Raw genomic sequence first — 18,470 nt, 5'->3', positions numbered from 1 at the left:
TACACAATCCTGTAAATTAATTGTTCCCTAAAAATACAAATTCCATTAGCATCAGTTATACCAAAAATTAAGTGAACCGGGCCGTTCAACAGGAGTTTATCCGTCTCTGAACAACGTGCCGGATAAAACACTAAAGCGTTAGCAGGTTTTCTGGTTTTAAGGGTTTTCGTCAGTCGTTTTGTTCGGGCTTTGCTCGCGTTTGGTTTTCTTAGCGGCAGCGCCAAAAGGTAAAGTTCGCCAGTTTGTCGGTTTGCTGCAAACGGTGGTGGCGGTAGCGTTGTTCTTCTTGGCTTCGCTTAACAGTTTTACAGGTTCCGGTTGGCTCGCTGTGTCGCAGTTAACCGGTGTAGTTTTTAATTAATAGCAGCTTGCCGTTGTTCGGGGTTGCCAGTGCGGCAATCCGCGCAAGTCCGGTGTGGGCTGCTAACAAGCAAAGCCAGCCGACGCGTACCGCGCAGCTGCTTTGAGCGTTACATCCGCTTTTCGCTCATAACTGACTATCAGGGCAGATCGAAGCCTCTCGAATATACTGTCAGATCTGATAGTAGCTACTACAACTCTAAGCATGAGTGAATAGACGTCCGAAGCACAAATTTCTCATACTTAGAGTTTCATAAAACATTCTACCATCACGAAGTAGCCTGTCTGTTTTCGATGATGCCACAAGGGCAGGTCAGTTCATGTTTTAGCTCATTCGATTAGTCATCATCATAATTGTCATTGTGAGCCGCCTCCCAACCTCTGTCCCATTCTTCCACCATCCACCAAGTGGTATTTGACCAGTGGTATGGATTCGCTGCCTTGGATGAACCTTTCCAATAGGCGTTATAGCCTTCTTGATACTCACTCGACATTTATTTGCCACGCGGTGGGTTATTACCGCGTCCTCCACCTGACTTTTCGCCTGTCTTACTTGGGCCATTAACGGGTGCTGGGTTTCTTGATTTAGCCATACTAATCTCCTTTTTAATTAGCATTAGGGTTGAGTTGCTCGAATGTGATCGAAAAATCTATTTCAGGTATTTCAGTTACTTTTCTGTAGGTAACATCTGGCTCGAATGGTGCTACTTCTTCACCATCAAAATTTTCGTTAATGCCTATAGGTAATGGCCAGTTTCGTCTACCGTTTGTTTTATCAGTCATCGCTTTTATCAGGCTATCTATATTGGCTGCAGACCAAGGTGCTTTCATGCTTTCACCACGTTCATTCACCCAGACCTTTTTGATCCGTATTGTTTTTGTCATTTCGTATCTGAAGTCGTATGCCATATTGAGGAATCCAAGCTCAGAGCGAGTAGGCTCAAAAAATAAAGGGATTGTATCTAGCCACTGTGAGAACGAAACACGAAACTCAGCTGCAGAATTAAATATGCGATAGCCGGTGTCTACTAATTGGCGTTTACCGATCTCTCTAAACTCAACAATAAATTTAGGAACTGCTCCTTCAGGAACAAGTGGAGTACCGTTTAAGCAAACTTCTTCAACACAGCCGTAAAGCAATTCTTCTCGGATGTCTTCCCATGTATCTTGTTGCCATTCAGAAAGATCAGTCCATAACAAACCGATTTTCTCGTTAAGCTCTAATGGTCTTAAGGCCCAATTTAACTCTTGCTCACCAAAGGCAATAGATATCTCTTTGACTCGATTACCATCGACGATTTTTAATCGTGGCACAGAATGTTCTGCAAAACCTTTGGCAATTTTTTTTATATCATCAATGACTGCGTAATATCCTTTGACAATCTCACCAACGGAAGAATAAGGATTTTTGATATACCATAGTGAGTTATCTTGGCTTATGTTTGTGCTCAGCTCTTTAGCGGGAATACCAAAGTGCTTGGCTAATGAATTGATAACTCTGGTTGTAGTACATCCGTCTTTCTCGATATTTTGAAACTGCCTTAAACCAATAAAACACGCTTCAGCTGTTGCAGCTTGTGTTTCACACTTTTGGCGTCTGAGGTGCTTTAACAAGTTTTTATTTAATTGAGCTGATTCTTGCGGCATGTGTTTTTCATCGTTGAATGGAGTTGAGGTGATTATAGATGCAGGTGGTTGCGTGTAAACGCAGTCAAAACGAAATCATGACTTGGAGTGATGATTAAGGAGTTAAATGAGAGGTTGGGGACAACTTAATTGACCATCTTTTTCTGTGATGAGATCATTCTATTAAATTTATCCATTTAGAATAAAAATCAATGAAGAGTGGCTGCCAATTAATAGGGTTCTATGGCGTTATTATTTTTCCATTTAGAATCTCATAAAACAGCTAACAGTACTGCCCCGCAACCCAGCCACTGGCCCAGGCCCATTGGAAGTTATAGCCGCCCAGCCAGCCGGTGACGTCGACCACTTCGCCGATAAAATACAAGCCGGGTTGCTGTTTCGCTTCCATAGTTTTTGACGATAAATAATCGGTATCGACGCCGCCAATGGTTACCTCGGCGGTACGGTAGCCTTCGGTGCCGTTGGGCTTAAAGACATAAGCATGCAAATTATCGGCGAGTTGTTGGATGGTTTTCGGGTTTAACGCTTTCAGCGGCTGGTTAGTGAATACATTCAGTGCCAACAGTTTTTCAACCAGCCGTTTCGGTAGCAATTTTGCCAGTGCAGTTTTAACTTCCTGCTCCGGGTGGGCGTGTTGCTGGCTGGCCAGAAAATTTGCCACATTGGTGTCCGGCGACATATTGACGATGACATTATCGCCCGGCTGCCAGTAACTCGATATTTGTAATATCGCCGGCCCGCTTAAGCCGCGGTGGGTAAACAACATATCTTCCGGGAACAGCGTGCCATTGGCTTCGGCGGTAACCGGCAACGATACACCGCTGATTTCCTCAAATACCGCTTTATCGCTCGGTTGCCAGGTTAAGGGCACCAACGCAGCGCGCAGTGGCAACACCTTTAAACCAAACTGCTCGGCCAGCTGAAAACCAAAGGCGGTAGCACCTAAATTGGGCAGGCTTAAGCCGCCACTGGCCACCACCAGACTCTGGCATTGCCGGCTTAGCTCAGGGGTAGTTACGGTGTATTTACCATCGGCAAAGCTGACGGCGGTTATCTGCTGTTGCAGCGCAAGTTGCACATTGGCTGCTTTGGCTTCGCTCAGCAGCATCTCGACAATGTCTTTGGCCGAATCATCACAGAATAGCTGGCCGAGGGTTTTCTCGTGATAGGCAATACCATGCTTTTGGACTAAGGCAATAAAGTCCCACTGGGTATAGCGGCTGAGTGCCGACTTACAAAAGTGTTTATTTTGCGACAGAAAGTTTTCCGGGCTGCTGTAAATATTAGTGAAATTGCAGCGGCCACCGCCTGACATCAGAATTTTCCGGCCCGGCCGTTTACCGTTATCCAGCAACAACACCTTGCGGCCACGGTTGCCGGCCTCTATCGCACACATCAGGCCTGCGGCACCGGCACCCACTATAATTACATCCCACTGCTGCATGCTTTGCTGCCCGTCTGCTGAAAAGACGCTATTGTCGGCGACTGGTTCAGCAGATGCAAATACCAAAATAATAATTTTAACGCTTATGCAGTTTACGCCTAACTAATAGCCATTAGTTATAAAAGGCGTCACTTAACTGTAACACAGCACTGGCTGCTCCGGCTTGTACTGACTGACTTGTTGCTTTTTTAGCCAAACGTAATAAAGCCCTTTTCCGGAAACAAAGTAAAAGTGCCGGTCGCATTGTTAACAGTTGTCACCATTTCACGGATTTACACTTAGTTACACTTTGGTTAATAGTAACTTTGATGTTAGCGCTGGTTTGCGCTATGCGGTCATCCGATCCAGGAATTTCATGACTTAATTCTGATAATTACTATAAACAATAAGAGTGTACCCATGTATAAGCCAAAATTTAAACTTAGTAAGCTCGCCGTGCTTTGTCTGCCGGCTACTATTCTGGCAGCGCCGACCGTGCTGGCCGATACAGCCCAGGCCAGGCCTTATGCCAGTGCCGCCCCAGCCAGTGTCGGCAAAGCCAACAAAGGCAAGACGTTTGCTTCTCTGAATAGCCAATCTGGCAAGCGTTATATTATTAAATATAAAGAGGATGCTTTTGCAGGTGTTGCTACATCCAGCCAGTATGCTGCCCCGGGCAATGCATCACCACAGGCCGCTTATGCGTTGCAGCAGGTAGCCGGTAAGCTGCAAAGCAAAGGGTTGAAGGTACACCATGTACTGGCCCCGCAATCTGCTATTGCTGCCGATCTGACCGATGCCGAGCTGGTTGCGTTGCAAGCCGATCCAACTGTGCAATATGTTGAAGAAGATTTAAAACGTTACCCGCTGGCGCAGCAGGTGCCTTATGGGTTCACCATGGTGCAGGCCAATCAGGTTAGCGATCAGTTTGCCTCAAATCAGAAAGTCTGCATTATTGACTCGGGTTTAGACCTGCCACATGAAGATTTTCTAACTGGTAATATTACCGGCACTAATGATGCTGGCACCGGTAACTGGTATGACAATGGCGGTCCGCACGGCACCCATGTTGCCGGCACTATCGCCGCATTAAACAACAGCACTGGCATGGTCGGTGTATTGCCAAACGGCAATGTTAAACTGCATATTGTTAAGGTATTTAACGAAGCAGGCTGGGGCTACAGCTCTTCACTGGCTAATGCGGTTAATACCTGTGTCAGCAATGGCTCTACCGTTATTAATATGAGCCTGGGTGGCGGTGGTGCTAACACCACTGAAAGCAACGCGATGCAAGCTGCTTTTGATCAGGGCGTGCTGTTAATTGCAGCCGCCGGTAACGATGGCAATACCGTGATGTCTTATCCGGCATCTTATGATGCGGTGGTCTCTGTTGCGGCGATTGATAAAAACAAACAACTGGCCGACTTCTCCCAACGCAACACTCAGGTAGAACTGGCGGCACCGGGTGTCGATATCCGCTCGACCTATCCTGAAGGTACCGGTCTGGAAGCGATTCTCAGCGTTGGCAGTACCGACTATGCCAGCTCGCCAATGACCAATTCTACTGATGGCAGTGCCAATGCTGCTCTTGCCAGCTGCGGTCTGGGTGAGACAACCTGTACCAATGTAGCCAGTAAAATCTGCGTAATTGAACGGGGCAGTGTCAGTTTTGTCCAGAAGGTGCAGTCCTGTGAAAATGGTGGCGGTTTAGCAGCTATTATTTATAACAACACCACAGGTGATTTTGGTGGCACCCTGGGCGACAACCCTGGCACCAGTATACCGGCGGTGGCAGTAACTCAGGCAGTCGGCCAGGCCCTGATGAGCCGGATAGGGCAAACAGCCTATGTCAGCTCAGGCGCCAGCAATTATGGCCTGATGAGCGGCACTTCAATGGCTTCTCCGCATGTTGCCGGTGTGGCTGCGCTGGTATGGAGCCATTTCCCGCAATGTACTAATGCCCAGATCCGGAACGTGCTGGCTGTTACAGCAGAAGATTTAGGTACCGCAGGACGTGACAACTCTTATGGTCATGGCCTGGTCAGGACTAAAGCCGCCTATGATTATATTAATCAGCAAGGTTGTGATGGCAGTGGTTCAGGCGGCGGGACCACCCCACCGGCAGATAATGAACTGGTTAAAGGGGTAGCAAAAACCAGTTTATCCGGTGCAGCCAGCTCTGCTCAGTACTTTACGATCACGGTACCGGCTGGCGCGACAAATCTGAACTTCAATATGGCAGGTGGCAGCGGTGATGCTGACTTATATGTTCGGTTTGGCAACCAGCCCACTACCAACGCTTATGACTGCCGGCCATATAAAGGCGGTAACAGCGAAAGTTGTAGCTTCGCCAGCCCGCAAGCCGGTGTCTACCATGTGATGGTGCGCGGCTACAGCGCTTATTCCGGGGTATCGCTGACGGCAGACTATACCGCACCAGCCAGTGGGGGCAACAATGGCGGCGGTGGCACCTTAGACAATCTGACGGCTACAACCGGCAACTGGCTGCATTACACCATTACCGTACCGGCCGGGATGAGCACGTTAACTGTCAACAGCTCTGGCGGCACCGGTGATGCAGATTTATATGTGCGTCGCGGCAGCCAACCGACCACGACCAGCTACGATTGCCGGCCATATAAAAACGGCAACAACGAAAGCTGTAGTTTCACCAATCCGCAAGCAGCGACTTATCATGTCAGTCTGCGGGCTTACAGCAGCTTCAGTGGTTTGAAACTGGTCGTAGAATATAAGCCTTAAACGCTATTGCCGGGAAAGAGTAAGGGCGCCATTGGCGCCCTTTTTTGTTGTTGCAGTTCAATTCAGTACGAACTGTAGCTTGTAACAGGTTAATGGTTACGGGTTAAGCAACCGGTGCAACTGCGCCTTAGCCAGCGGTTCGTCCTGCGCTGCGGCCAGCTGATAATAGTCACGGGCTTTAATTAAATCGCGGCCTACGCCGCGGCCGTTTTCATACATCCAGCCCAGATTATACTGGGCTGTGGCATAGCCTTGCTCTGCAGCCTGACTAAACAGCTCTACGGCTTTTTTGTCATCCGCTTTAACCAGCCGGCCATTTTTATAAAACATGCCCAGTGCTGTTAACGCCCGTGGTACTTTGGCATCAAGCGAGCGCTGATAAAGTGCCAGTGCCCGAGCTTCGTCTTGTGGTACACCATAGCCCTTTTCATACAGCCAGCCCAGATGTGCCAGCGCCCTGCTATGCTGCTGATCAGCCGCCAGCTGATACCAGTAAACAGCCTGCTGGTCATTCTGTTTGACCCCACGGCCGGTTTCAAAACGCAGTCCCATATTGAACTGGGCGTCGGCATCGCCGCTTTCTGCTACCTTCTGATACCAGTAAACGGCCTGCTGCTCATCCTGAGCCACCCCACGGCCATTAGCATACATAAAGCCGAGGTTGTACATCGCAAAGACTTCGCCCTGGGCAGCGGCCTGCTGATACCAGCTGACAGCGGCAGCATCATCCTGGGCCGTGCCGGTACCATTAGCCAGCCGCAAGGCGGTGGTGTACTGCGCAATTGGCAGCCCCTGTTTTGCTGCAGCTTCATACCAGCTAAATGCTTTAGCTTCATCTACCGCAACGCCAGTACCGTTGGTGTAACACAAGCCTAACTGGTACTGGGCATTGGCTGAGCCCTGGCTGGCTGCCAGTTCGAATAATCCGACTGCCCGGCTTAAGTCTTCCTGCCTGCCGCTTTGCTGTAATAACATACCCAGATAATAACTGGCATCGCCATCCTGCTGAGCAGCTGCCTGCTCCAACCATTCTTTAGCGCGGCTGGTATTGGCACGGATACCACGGCCCTGCAGGTAACTGGCGCCGACTTCACGCTGTGCTGAAGCTAACCCCTGTTCAGCCGCTTTTAAAAACAATTTAAAGGCGGTGTCATCGTTTTTACTGACACCAACACCATCACGGTACAATAAGCCCAGTTGATAAGCTGCCCGGCTATGGTTTTGCGCGGATGCCTGTTGCAGCCAGCCTGCCGCCTGTGCCATATCTACTTTAGTACCGCGGCCATCGCTATAGCGGTTGGCTACAATAAACTGGGCATCGACATCGCCCTGGCGGGCCGCTTTTTCAAACCAGTTAAGCGCGGCTCGCTCATCCTGGCTTACCCCACGACCATTGGCATACATATAACCCAGATTATACTGCGCTAATATATGTTGCTGCGCAGCAGCCTGATTGTACCAATACACGGCCTGAGCATCATCTTTACTGACGCCACGGCCATTGGCAAACAGTGTCGCCAGATGATATTGCGCGCTGGCCATTCCTTGCTCGGCAGCAGCAGCAAACCAATTGGCTGCTTCGGTAAAATTGACCGCCATGCCGAGACCGTTAGCATAGAGCGCCGCCAGATTAAACTGGGCATCAAGGTGACCATTTTGCGCCAGGGGCAACCACTGAGCCAGAGCTTCGCTGTAATTTTCACGGTTAAAGGCGCGCATGCCGCTGTCAAAACTGGCTGAGCCAATATCAACGGTGCTGACAGCGCTGGTGGCCACAGGCGTATTAATTGTCGCTTTATCAGCACTTCGTTCAGCTGCGGCATTGGCATCGCTCTGACTCTGCTTGCTGGTTTGTGCGGCCGCCAGAGCGGCAGCCGGATTGCTGGTACCAAGTTGCAGCTCTGCGCTGTTAGCCGTTGCAGGACGCCTGGCAGGGGTGGCAGCTACCACAACCGACTGGCGGTCAGGCGCAGCTGTTACCACTTCGCTGCTTTGTTCCGCCCTGAGTTTTGCCGCACCTTGCTCAATATCGCGCCGTGCCTCAGCGAGCTCTGCAAAATCAGTGCTGTCAGATGCTGCCTGCTCCAGCCAGTACGAGGCCTGCAGCGGATCCTGTTCGACCCCCTGGCCTAATGAATAGGCTTTAGCCAGCTCAAACTGTGCCGCTTTTACACCTTCCATTGCCAGATTCTGCCAAAGCTCTACCGCCCTGGCATGTCTGCCGTCCTGAAAAGCTGTTTTAGCTTCTGCCATTATTTCGGAATTATCTGCTGCTGCCACCAAACTGACTGCGAGCAATGCTGTTGTTATTATATTTAGCCGCATAGATGCCCCTCCGCTGGCATAGTTATACCAAAGTTCATCTAAGACACCAACAGCTTAATCCATTATATAAGCGTTAAATAATGGTAAAACAGCAGGCAAAAACTGCGACAAAGCGCTATTTATGCGGGTTTAACGGCTTTTCTGCTGCTGATAGCCCTTAATAACATTTTGCCAGTTTGCTGGCTGCCAGTGAAAAGGACTGAGTTTTGTCTGCTCTTTATTAAAAGATCGCAGCAAGCGCTGCAGGTTTTGTTGCTGCCAGTCCCCCGGCAAACGACGCCGGCATTTATCAAAATCAATCAACCAGATGGTGCCGCTGTTATCGAGCAGAATATTGCGGCAATTTAAATCAGTATGGTCGACCCCGGCATCGTGTAAGCGCGCTATGGCCGCACCAACAGCCTGTAATTCCTGTTCTGTAAGGGCCCGCTCATTATGTAAAATATGGGCCAGATCGCGCCCCCCGTTTATCCGTTCAATCAGCAAATCAGCCCGGTAGCTAAGCCCTGTCTGCTGATAACGCGCGGCAACAGGCGTGGGCACTGCCAGCCCCTGCTGTCGCATCCATTGCAGCAGGCTGAATTCCTGCATCGCGCGGCTGTACAGGGCGCTCTGATAGAAAAACCGGTCTTTATTAACTTTGCCCGCCAGACCACCACGATAATAATGGCGCAGTACCAAGTGATGTTGGCGCCCCTGATGTAAATGCCGGACAAACCAGGCCGTATTGCGGCCGGTCGAACTGCCTGTTACTGCCTGCTGTTGCTGCCACCAGCGTGGATCAAATTTTGTCGCGCCGATATCATCGAAAATATCAGTGCGATACCAGTACAATTGGCTACCGTCAGCATGGCGCCGGATATGCTGCAGGCTGTCACCGCACAAGGCCGCTATTGCCTGGCTACTGCGCGCCACAGCGCCTTGTTGCGATTGATAAAACTGACGGGCCCGTTCGCCCTGCTGTGCGCGAAGCGCGGAATCTGCCAGCAAGTGGGCAGTGTTATGTTGCAGCTGACTGGCATTTTCGACAATGCTGACCGCCTGGCGCTGCGCCAGCTGGTTATAGGCATCGGCAAAGTTAAAATAGTGCGGACCGGTTTGCACCGCTTTGCCAAAACAAATCGCTTCCAGCGGATTGTGGCCGCCACGGCCGATTAAGCTGCCACCGATAAATACCAAACTGGCCTGCTGATACCAGGCCAGCAACTCTCCCATACTGTCTATCAGCGCAACTTGTGTGCCAGCCGCAGGTAAACCGCCTGCACTGCGTCGCCATAAGTTAAGGCCGGCATCAGTCACCAGACCTGCCACCTTATTAAAACGCTCCGGATGGCGTGGCACCAGCACCAGCAACAAATTACTGAATTGTTGCGCCAGCTGCCGATACAGCTGAATTAACTGCTCATCTTCGCCTTCATGCGTACTGCCAGCCACCCATACCAGCCGTTCGGCCAGTGCCGGCGCGAGTATCTCCTTGCCCGGCTGCAGATTAGCAGGCAGGCTCAGCTCAAACTTTAAGTTACCTGCGACCTGAACCCGGGTATGGCCAAGCGCCCGGAAGCGACGGGCACTGGCCCGGTCCTGAGCCAGTAATAAGCTAACCTGCTGCAGCGCCGGCCGGGTAAGCCAGGCAAAGCGCCGGTAACCGCTGGCCGAGCGGGCTGACAAGCGGGCGTTAACCAGTACGGTCGGGATCATCGCCTTATGAGATTGCTGCAGCAAATTGGGCCACAGCTCGGTTTCCAGAATAACGATAAGTTGTGGCTGTAAGCGGTTCAGAAAACGGCAAACGGCCCCCGGGTAGTCAAACGGCAGATAACAGTGCTGCACGCTATCGCCCAGCCGGCTTTGAATAGTGGCGCTGCCGGTAGGCGTGGTACCGGTGACAGTAATCAGCTGATTTGGGTATTGCTGTTGCAACTGCTTAATTAACGGAATGGCGGCTATCGTTTCGCCTACCGAAACCGCATGTACCACGATACCGCCGGGTTTTACAGCAGCAGGCAGCCAGCCAAAACGTTCAGCCAACCGTTGCCGGTAGCGCTTATCACGCAATGAGCGCCACAGCAGATACCCCAGTAGCGGTAGTAAACCAATGTACAGTAACAGCTGATAGGCAAAGCGGCTTAACGCCTGAGCCATAATAAAATCCCACCTGAGCTGGCAGTAAATTGATGCTGCCGAAAAGCGCTATGATGCCAAATATCAGCCAGCGACACCAAAAGAATCTGTTGTGATATCGGCTTTAATGCTAAACTTTTTCTCCTTTTAAGCCGGTTTATCTTAGCAGAGCCGAACGAAAACCACGCGCTGGAGTTGTGCATGCCTACTGTCAATTCAGACAACACCACTTTCGACAAAGCGACCCCGCTCGATAATATCAAAGAAGTCTTGCTGCGCTTTGCCGCCTCGGGCTATTTTCCGGCCAGCGCTTTTATAAAAAACCAACCGGTGAAAAGTGAACTGCCGGTAGTGCATGACAATATCAAGCTGGAAATTGTAACCCACTGCTGGAACTATGCCCGCTTCTTTGTTTATCAGCTCAGTTCGCTGGTCAAGTATCCACCAACCAATATGCAGCTGCGTTTTACGGTGTTTTACTCAGAAGAAGATGTCGCAACAGCGAAACTGCTGCAGCATTTCCAGACGCTCAGCGTGCCAAATGTGGAATGGAACTTTCAGCCATTACCGACGCCGCTGCTGTTACGTCGGGCGATAGGCCGCAACCGTGCCGCCAAGCAGACTAAAGCGGACTGGGTATGGTTCGCCGACTGCGATATGGTATTTCATGAGAACTGCCTGGACACCCTGGAACAGCTGTTAAAAGGTCGCCAGGAAATTCTGTTATTTCCGGATACCCTGCTGGTTACCCCGCTTTTGACCGAGGTTGACCCGATGATTTCAGCCGGTAAAGATAAAACCGAATTGCTGGAAGTGGATAAAACCAAATTTAAACCCCGGAAATTTGACCGCGCTACCGGTGCTATTCAGATTATTCATGGTGAAGTAGCGCGTAACTGTGGCTACTGTGCCGATTTAGCCGTGTACCAGAAGCCGAAATTCCACTGGACCAAAACCTATGAAGATCGGGCAGTGCGCTGGTTACTGGGTACCCAGGGCGTGCCGATAGCCCTGCCAAACCTGCTGCTTATCCGCCACGCCGAAAAAGGCCGTTACAAGGAGGACAGTAAGGTGTCGGTTATTCGTAAAACCATTCGCCGGATTAAATCGGCATTGATAAATAAATAACGCTGCGGGTAGCAGAGACAGTTATGGCCGGAAAAAAAACTGTTGGTAAACGTATACGTTGGTGGTGGGACACCCGGATAATGGGGTTCTGGCGGGTTAAGTTATCCGGAGCCGTAAAACGCAAACTGGCGCAACCGGCTGATACCATCGAATTTAACCGCGACGCGCCACCGATGCCACCGGCAAAAAATGGCGGCATAACAGTTATCCTGACCGCGTACCGGCGGGCCGAGTATTTAGCAGAGCAAATTAAAGCCCTGCGCGCTCAGACAATACCACCAGATGAAATCTGGGTCTGGTCAAACCGCAGTGAAGATCCACTGCTTGATGTATCGGCGCTGGCCGACCGGGTGATCGTTTCTAATACCAACTTTTTATTCTGGGGCCGCTTTGCGCTGGCCGGTCTGGTACGTACCGAGTTTGTCGCCTTTTTTGATGATGATATTCTGCCGCAGCCACGCTGGTTTGAGAATTGCCTGCAAACTATTGAAAATGGTCATGACGGCATTCTGGGCGGCTCTGGCGTATTGCTGCCTGAAAGCGGCGGTTACTCCAGCAAAAACAAAGCGGGCTGGAACGGTGCCCAGAATACCGACGTAACCGAAGTTGATTTAGTAGGGCACGCCTGGTTTATGCGCAAAGCCTATGTCAGGTATATGTGGATTGAAGAGCCGGCATACTGGGATAATGGCGAAGATATTCATTTATCCTATATGGCGTTAAAACATGGCGGTATTAAAACGCTGGTACCGCCACACCCGGAACATGATCAGTCGTTATGGAGTTGCCGGCCAGATTTTGGTAAAGCCGTCGGCCGCTTAAAAGTCGCTACCTACCAGACCCAGGATCACCGCGGAACCCGCAGCGCTATTGTCGATAAATACCGAGCCGATGGCTGGCAGATTATTGCCATTAAGCAGCCTACCTAACCTCTCAATGCTAAGAAAACAGCGTTTGAAACAGTATCGCTTATTGGGAAGTCAATAAAAGGACGGTTGCCCATACTTATCAACCATGTTTTTGATTTGAAAATCATTACCACTATCTGGCTGCTTATTCAGCTGCCACAGCGTCACGCCCTTACTGCTTTTCCAAACAATCAATTTTTTATTGCTGCCGGTACGATGAATGGCACAGCCGTTTAATGTCGCCATCCAATACAACCAAATGTCGTCGCCATGGGGTGACAGGCGGCAAAATTTTTCAGCATTAGTTACGTCCGTGTGCAATGCACCTGGTGGGAATAATGCACCGGCGCCACTGGTAAAAAACAAGCGATTATCTGGTCCACGCTGTTCTGTTTTTGCCTGCCAGAACCGATAAGGTAGTAAGTTACCCTCACTATCCAGGGTTATGTAGTGAGCACGCAGACAGACTATTTCCCGCTCATCCCCCCGGTAACCCGCCAGTAACTCGGCCAGCCAGTCATTGCGATAGTAAATATCATCGTCAGCAGTGACATGGTAGGCATCAGGGTAGTGTTGCAACGCAGGAATAAGCTTTTTGTACGACTTAATATCCTGCTCAACCAACTTTATCGTTAACCCTTGCTGTTCTAAGGCTAATACGTCTGCTGGCAGCTGCTGGTAATCAGGCTTATAGAGCCACAACACTACTTTGTCAGCTGTGACATATTGCAAAAGCAACGATTTCAAAGTCAGATGCAAGGTATTAAATCTTGGTGGATATGAGGTCAGATTGACTATCAGCTCACCAGCCAGATTATGGCAACGTCGATTCAGCGTTTTCCGCTTTTGCCATTGTTTAGTCAACACCGTCTGTGCCGTGTATTGCAACGGCAGGCCACTTAACGATTTAAGTTTACGCTGAAAATGACGCTTCAGCGTCGATAAGACTGTCATGTCAGAATCTCTTGAAATAGCGTAATCACCCATAAGAGCAGATTACGCTGCAAAGTTTTACAGCGCCGCTAACATTACTTCGGCTTTACTGACTTCAAAGGTTTTTGGCGCTTCAACATTAAGCTGGGTTACCACCCCATTTTCAACCAGCATGGCATAGCGCTGCGAGCGCACGCCGCCAAAATCGCCGGTTTCCATGGTCAGGCCGGTAGCGGTATGAAAAGCACCGCCGCCATCGGCTAAAAACACAATTTCCTCAGCATTCTGGCTTTTGCCCCAGGCGCTCATAACAAAGGCATCATTTACTGCGGTGCAGATAATGGTATCCACCCCTTTGGCCTTAATCTGATCGGCCAGCGTAATATAACCTGGCAAATGGGCAGCAGAGCAGGTAGGTGTAAAGGCACCCGGCACAGCGAACATCAGGACCTTTTTATTGGCAAAAATCTGGCTGGTAGTCGGGTTCATTACGCCTTCTTTCGTCAGTTGTGAAAAACTGACTTCTGGTAATTTATCGCCGGTTTTAATCATTGGTATTTCCCCTGAGTTTGTTTTTTGAGTTATTGATTCTTTTACGCTGCTATATGGCAGCATTTACATATACATCGAAACGGTTATTCTTACCTGTAACAGTCATAGTGGGGGCTTTATCTGCCAGCCAGCCTGCGTACCCCGGCCGCTTTACCACCACCCGCTTTTGCGCTAGTGCCAGTGCCGGTGCCAGTAAACTATCGGCATCATCATCGCTGCCCACTACGTCATGAAAAGCGCGCATTTCTTTTTTTACCTGGGCCGATTTCTCCCTTGCCGGAAACATCGGATCCAGAAATACCACATCTACCGCGGTACTATTTTGCAGCGCCTGCATTGCAGGACAATGACGCAACTGCATCCGCGCCGCCACCTCAGTTAATTGGGGATCAGCTTCAGCTCGGCGCAAACCATCCGCCAATAGCGCGGCAACGGCCGGATTTCGCTCTACCAGAGTGACCGTTGCGCCCAGGCTGGCCAGCACAAAGGCATCCCGGCCCAGGCCCGCCGTTGCATCCAGCACACTTAGCTGGCTTTTCTTATTAAGGCCCACCGCTTTGGCAATGGCTTCGCTTTTACCCCCGCCGTGCTGGCGCCGGTAGCTGCTGGCGCCACTGGCGAAATCAACCATAATCGCGCCCTGCTTTGGCAGATCCGCATTTAACAGCACCAATGCACCCTGTTGCACACTCAGGTACCAGCCAGCGGCAGTGGTTATCGTATTCAGATTAAATTGCTGTTGCAGCGTATGGCGGTATTGTTCATTTAATTCAGCATTTTGCAGCAGCGGAATGGTTAACATCAGCGCTGCATCCCGGCATAGTTTTCACCGCAACTCAATGCCACTATCTGACTGATTTCCTGCAAACTTAAACCCGACTGCTGTTGCCACAGATTAAATTGCTGCTGAATTTGCTTCAGGCTACGCTGGCTGGTCAGGCCGCCATCAAATACTCCATATGCCCGCAAATAGCCTTCGACATCCTGGCTGAGAATAAAGGTATCCTTACCGATAGCGCGCAAGGCATAAGGGCCGGTATTGCCACCCAATCTGGCGCCATGTTTTTTTAAGTAAGCCCACAGGCCGATAATATTGTCGGTGGGCCAGTCAGCAATAAACCGGGCAAAGCTCTGCTGCTCCTGCTGAGCTCCCTGCTGAACTTCCTGCTTTGCTCCCTGCTGAATGTCGAAAATCATCAGCGCGTTATCGCGAATGGTAAATACTTTATTTAAATTACGGATAATTCGGGGATCGGCAGCTCTTTGCTCCAGCATTTCATCGCTGAGCAACAGTACTTTCTCAATATCAAAATCAAAAAAAAGCTCACAGAAGCCGGGCCATTTCTGCCGTACCACCCGCCAGACAAAGCCCGACTGAAACACTTTTTTGGTCAGCTCTGCCAGCAGCAGGCTGTCGGATAGTGCGGCCAGTCTGGCCGGCGCCAGTGGTTTAGAGGTTAATGCCTGTAACGCCGCTTCGCCACCTTTTCGCTCACAGGCGCGCTGATAAATCGCGCTGAATTGTTCTACTGCACCGGCCATACTGCTCCGTTAAGTTGCTGACGCCTTAATAACTGCTATTTTTTACCAATTTGCACTGACCACCCGATAGCTCTACGGCGGGTTTCGGTACTACAGCACAATCTGACATCCGGCCCAGCCGGATATTTTCCGCTTCGGCAGCAGCGTTATACGCAGCAATTTTTTTCAGGATCTCAGCTTCGTTGCCGTCTTTGGTTGAATACGCCACGTATTGCTCCGGACCGCCACAGGGTTTATGGCCAAAGCCCGTTACCCGACATTGGCTATTATCATCTGCTTTGGCGTCGCCAATTAATGCCAGCGCTTCACGCCGTAATCTGTCGACATCACTGCTATCGGTTAATATGGCCATTTGTTTCTCCTTCGCTTTAACAGCGGCAATCGGATCTTTCTGCGGATCAATAGGTTCTACCAGCGGCTCTGGCGGCAGGCGCCCGTCATTTGCTGCCTGACCCTGCTGGCACCCTGCCACAGCCAGTAACAATGCCAGTAACACTAGTTGATATTTCATCATACGCGACCTCCTGTTTAGGATAATCCTGACAGAGCAAAACTGAATTAGCAATTAATTAAATGTTAACATTTCAGCCGGTAATGCCCATATGCCGCAATAAGGCCTCATTTGACGGCTCTCTGCCGCGGAAGCCTTTAAACAGCTCCATCGGTTCGGCACTGCCACCCCGCTCTAAAATCCAGCTTAAAAAATCACGGCCGGTAGCCGGGTTAAACACCCCTTCTTCTTCGAAACGGCTGAAGGCGTCAGCCGACAATACTTCGGCCCATAAATAACTGTAATAACCCGCGCCATAACCGCCAGCGAAAATATGACCAAAACCGTGCTGAAAACGATTAAACCGCGGTGGCACGATAACAGACACTTCGCTGCGTACTTCATCCAATAGTTGCTGCACCCGGGCGCCGACGGCATCGGTATAAGCGTCACTGTATTCGCTGTGTAACCGCATATCGAACAAGGCAAACTCCAGCTGGCGTACTAAAAACATTGCCGACTGGAAGTTTTTCGCCGCCAGCATTTTATTCAGTAAATCCTGCGGTAGCGGCTCGCCGGTTTGATAATGGCCGGAAATAATAGCCAGCGCTTGTGGCGCCCAGCACCAGTTTTCCAGAAACTGGCTGGGCAGCTCCACGGCGTCCCAGGCCACACCGCTGATACCGGCAACGGCAGCGGCATCTACTTTTGTCAGCATATGATGCAGGCCGTGACCAAACTCGTGGAATAAGGTCACCACTTCATCATGGGTAAACAGTGCCGGCTTACCACCAACAGGTTTATTAAAATTACAGGTTAAATACGCCACCGGGGTCTGAATGCTGCCATCTGGCAAACGGCGCCGGCCACGACAGTCATCCATCCAGGCACCGCCGCGCTTCTGACTGCGGGCATAGAGATCCAGGTAAAAGCTGCCGCGCAGCTCACCGTTACTGTCGGTAATATCATAAAAGCGCACATCCGGATGCCAGACATCAACCCCGCTGCGCTCGGTCACGGTAATGCCGAACAATTTATTAATCACCCGGAACAGCCCCGGCACCACCTTTGTTTCCGGAAAATAGGGCCGCAATTGCTCATCGGACACAGCATAGCGGGCCTGCTTCAGTTTTTCAGCGTAATAAGTGACATCCCAGGCTGCCAGCGCCGCCGCCTGAAACTGCTCACGGGCAAAGGCAGTCAGCTCAGCCAGATCCTGCTCGGCCTGTGGTTTGGCACGCCGGGCTAAATCGGCTAAAAAGTCCAGCACCTGCGCCGGGCTATCCGCCATTTTGGTGGCCAGCGACTCTTCAGCGGCATTGGCAAAGTCCAGCAGCTGCGCCAGTTCGTGTTTCAGAGCCAGAATTTCATCGATAATAGCGCTATTATCAAACTTGCCGGCATGCGGTCCCTGATCAGAGGCCCGGGTGCAATAGGCGCTGTAAAACTCTTCGCGTAACGAGCGGTTATCCGCATAAGTCATAATCGCAATGTAGCTGGGAAATTCCAGGGTAAATACCCAGCCATCCAGCTGCCGGCTTTTCGCTTCCTCGGCAGCGGCCAGGCGGGCATCTTCCGGTAACCCGCTAAGCAGACGCTCATCGGTAATGTGTTTAAACCAGGCTTCGGTAGCATCCAGAGTATTATTGGAAAAGGTGGAACTCAGCTCGGATAAGCGGCTTTGAATTTCACCGTAACGCTGCTTTTTCTCAGCCGATAAACCAATACCGGATAATTTAAAATCACGCAGGGCGTTGCTGATGACTTTTTGCCGGGCAGGGTCTAGCGTAGCAAACTCATCGCTTGCTTTTAGCGTCTGATAAGCCTGATACAAGCCTTCGTGCTGACCAATCCAGGTGCTGAAGTCGGATAACAGTGGTAAACAACTTTCATACGCTTCCCGAAGCTCGGGGCTGTTTACTACCGAGTTTAAATGCGATACCGGCGACCAGAGGCGGCCAAGCTGATCACTGTCCTGTTCCAGTTGCTCAACCAGACTGTGCCAGCTAATGTCAGCGGCAGCCAGCACCCGCTCTACCGCCTGACGCGATGCAGCAATCGCAGTCTCTACCGCCGGCTTTACCTGCTCCGGTTTAATTTTTGAAAATGGCGGTAAATCGGTAAATGTCAGTAACGGGTTGTTGTCTGCTGCAAGGGTTTGCTGTTCTGATAAGGATTGCGACATAAAAAGTGTCCTGCCAATAGCGCTGATAATGAAGCCTATCTTGGGTTGCCAGCACCATTTGTCAAGGCAGGGGCGGGTATGCTGGTCGCAATATCC

At 50.6% G+C, this 18,470-nt stretch carries 13 protein-coding genes; 3 read left to right on the top strand and 10 right to left on the bottom strand.

Translation table 11 applies throughout. From position 1 onward, the window contains the following. Window positions 1-966 precede the first annotated feature (966 nt). Together R3187_RS16240 and R3187_RS16235 are read right to left on the bottom strand one after the other, a co-directional pair. Window positions 967-2,007, bottom strand: a complete 1,041-nt coding sequence (locus R3187_RS16240) for a hypothetical protein (protein WP_318968110.1) — start codon at window positions 2,005-2,007, stop codon at window positions 967-969. A gap of 262 nt (window positions 2,008-2,269) precedes the next feature. Beyond that, window positions 2,270-3,451 (bottom strand): NAD(P)/FAD-dependent oxidoreductase, encoded by a 1,182-nt coding sequence (locus tag R3187_RS16235; protein ID WP_318968109.1) that lies wholly within the window; start codon window positions 3,449-3,451, stop codon window positions 2,270-2,272. A 399-nt stretch (window positions 3,452-3,850) separates the two neighbouring features. Here R3187_RS16235 and R3187_RS16230 point away from each other — a divergent pair, with 399 nt between their 5' ends. Further along, window positions 3,851-6,190: a S8 family serine peptidase gene (locus R3187_RS16230; protein ID WP_318968108.1), complete on the top strand. Its 2,340-nt coding sequence runs from the start codon at window positions 3,851-3,853 to the stop codon at window positions 6,188-6,190. A gap of 96 nt (window positions 6,191-6,286) precedes the next feature. Here R3187_RS16230 and R3187_RS16225 read toward each other — a convergent pair whose 3' ends face one another. Next, window positions 6,287-8,515 (bottom strand): SEL1-like repeat protein, encoded by a 2,229-nt coding sequence (locus R3187_RS16225; protein WP_318968107.1) that lies wholly within the window; start codon window positions 8,513-8,515, stop codon window positions 6,287-6,289. A 129-nt stretch (window positions 8,516-8,644) separates the two neighbouring features. Next, window positions 8,645-10,657, bottom strand: a complete 2,013-nt coding sequence (waaA, locus tag R3187_RS16220; protein ID WP_318968106.1) for a lipid IV(A) 3-deoxy-D-manno-octulosonic acid transferase — start codon at window positions 10,655-10,657, stop codon at window positions 8,645-8,647. 180 nt (window positions 10,658-10,837) lie between these two features. On the opposite strand from waaA, the gene R3187_RS16215 reads away from it, so the two are divergent. Together R3187_RS16215 and R3187_RS16210 are read left to right on the top strand one after the other, a co-directional pair. Beyond that, window positions 10,838-11,764: a glycosyltransferase family A protein gene (locus tag R3187_RS16215; protein ID WP_318968105.1), complete on the top strand. Its 927-nt coding sequence runs from the start codon at window positions 10,838-10,840 to the stop codon at window positions 11,762-11,764. Between the two features lie 23 nt (window positions 11,765-11,787). Further along, window positions 11,788-12,693, top strand: coding sequence for a glycosyltransferase family 2 protein (locus tag R3187_RS16210; protein WP_318968104.1), 906 nt, complete (start codon window positions 11,788-11,790; stop codon window positions 12,691-12,693). A 51-nt stretch (window positions 12,694-12,744) separates the two neighbouring features. Here the strand turns inward: R3187_RS16210 and R3187_RS16205 are convergent, their stop codons facing one another. The 6 genes from R3187_RS16205 to prlC form a co-directional block, all read right to left on the bottom strand. Beyond that, window positions 12,745-13,626: a hypothetical protein gene (locus R3187_RS16205; protein WP_318968103.1), complete on the bottom strand. Its 882-nt coding sequence runs from the start codon at window positions 13,624-13,626 to the stop codon at window positions 12,745-12,747. A gap of 57 nt (window positions 13,627-13,683) precedes the next feature. Next, the gene (locus tag R3187_RS16200; RefSeq protein WP_318968102.1) at window positions 13,684-14,157 is read right to left on the bottom strand and encodes a peroxiredoxin; all 474 of its coding nucleotides are present in this window, start codon (window positions 14,155-14,157) and stop codon (window positions 13,684-13,686) included. Between the two features lie 49 nt (window positions 14,158-14,206). Continuing rightward, window positions 14,207-14,959 carry a class I SAM-dependent methyltransferase gene (locus tag R3187_RS16195; protein WP_318968101.1) on the bottom strand — a complete coding sequence of 251 codons (753 nt, stop codon included), beginning with the start codon at window positions 14,957-14,959 and terminating at the stop codon, window positions 14,207-14,209. Continuing rightward, window positions 14,959-15,699 (bottom strand): DNA-3-methyladenine glycosylase I, encoded by a 741-nt coding sequence (locus tag R3187_RS16190; protein WP_318968100.1) that lies wholly within the window; start codon window positions 15,697-15,699, stop codon window positions 14,959-14,961. Before R3187_RS16190 ends, R3187_RS16195 begins: the two co-directional genes overlap by 1 nt. Before the next feature lie 25 nt (window positions 15,700-15,724). Next, window positions 15,725-16,213 (bottom strand): hypothetical protein, encoded by a 489-nt coding sequence (locus tag R3187_RS16185; RefSeq protein ID WP_318968099.1) that lies wholly within the window; start codon window positions 16,211-16,213, stop codon window positions 15,725-15,727. A 70-nt stretch (window positions 16,214-16,283) separates the two neighbouring features. Continuing rightward, entirely contained in the window at window positions 16,284-18,374 is a 2,091-nt protein-coding gene (gene prlC / locus R3187_RS16180) for an oligopeptidase A (protein ID WP_318968098.1), read from the bottom strand. Window positions 18,375-18,470: the final 96 nt, after the last annotated feature.

It is taken from the genome of Arsukibacterium sp. (genome assembly GCF_033721375.1).
Taxonomy (GTDB): domain Bacteria; phylum Pseudomonadota; class Gammaproteobacteria; order Enterobacterales; family Alteromonadaceae; genus Alishewanella.
Note: the sequence above shows the minus strand (reverse complement) of the source record. Positions and strands in the feature narration are given on the sequence as shown.

What these genes read in the sequence shown, in the direction of transcription:
- prlC (WP_318968098.1), bottom strand. Translation starts at nt 18,374, where the DNA reads ATGTCGCAATCCTTATCAGAACAGCAAACCCTTGCAGCAGACAACAAC.
- R3187_RS16215 (WP_318968105.1), top strand. Translation starts at nt 10,838, where the DNA reads ATGCCTACTGTCAATTCAGACAACACCACTTTCGACAAAGCGACCCCG.
- R3187_RS16230 (WP_318968108.1), top strand. Translation starts at nt 3,851, where the DNA reads ATGTATAAGCCAAAATTTAAACTTAGTAAGCTCGCCGTGCTTTGTCTG.
- R3187_RS16225 (WP_318968107.1), bottom strand. Translation starts at nt 8,515, where the DNA reads ATGCGGCTAAATATAATAACAACAGCATTGCTCGCAGTCAGTTTGGTG.
- R3187_RS16205 (WP_318968103.1), bottom strand. Translation starts at nt 13,626, where the DNA reads ATGACAGTCTTATCGACGCTGAAGCGTCATTTTCAGCGTAAACTTAAA.
- R3187_RS16185 (WP_318968099.1), bottom strand. Translation starts at nt 16,213, where the DNA reads ATGATGAAATATCAACTAGTGTTACTGGCATTGTTACTGGCTGTGGCA.
- R3187_RS16240 (WP_318968110.1), bottom strand. Translation starts at nt 2,007, where the DNA reads ATGCCGCAAGAATCAGCTCAATTAAATAAAAACTTGTTAAAGCACCTC.
- R3187_RS16210 (WP_318968104.1), top strand. Translation starts at nt 11,788, where the DNA reads ATGGCCGGAAAAAAAACTGTTGGTAAACGTATACGTTGGTGGTGGGAC.
- R3187_RS16235 (WP_318968109.1), bottom strand. Translation starts at nt 3,451, where the DNA reads ATGCAGCAGTGGGATGTAATTATAGTGGGTGCCGGTGCCGCAGGCCTG.
- R3187_RS16190 (WP_318968100.1), bottom strand. Translation starts at nt 15,699, where the DNA reads ATGGCCGGTGCAGTAGAACAATTCAGCGCGATTTATCAGCGCGCCTGT.
- R3187_RS16195 (WP_318968101.1), bottom strand. Translation starts at nt 14,959, where the DNA reads ATGTTAACCATTCCGCTGCTGCAAAATGCTGAATTAAATGAACAATAC.
- R3187_RS16200 (WP_318968102.1), bottom strand. Translation starts at nt 14,157, where the DNA reads ATGATTAAAACCGGCGATAAATTACCAGAAGTCAGTTTTTCACAACTG.
- waaA (WP_318968106.1), bottom strand. Translation starts at nt 10,657, where the DNA reads ATGGCTCAGGCGTTAAGCCGCTTTGCCTATCAGCTGTTACTGTACATT.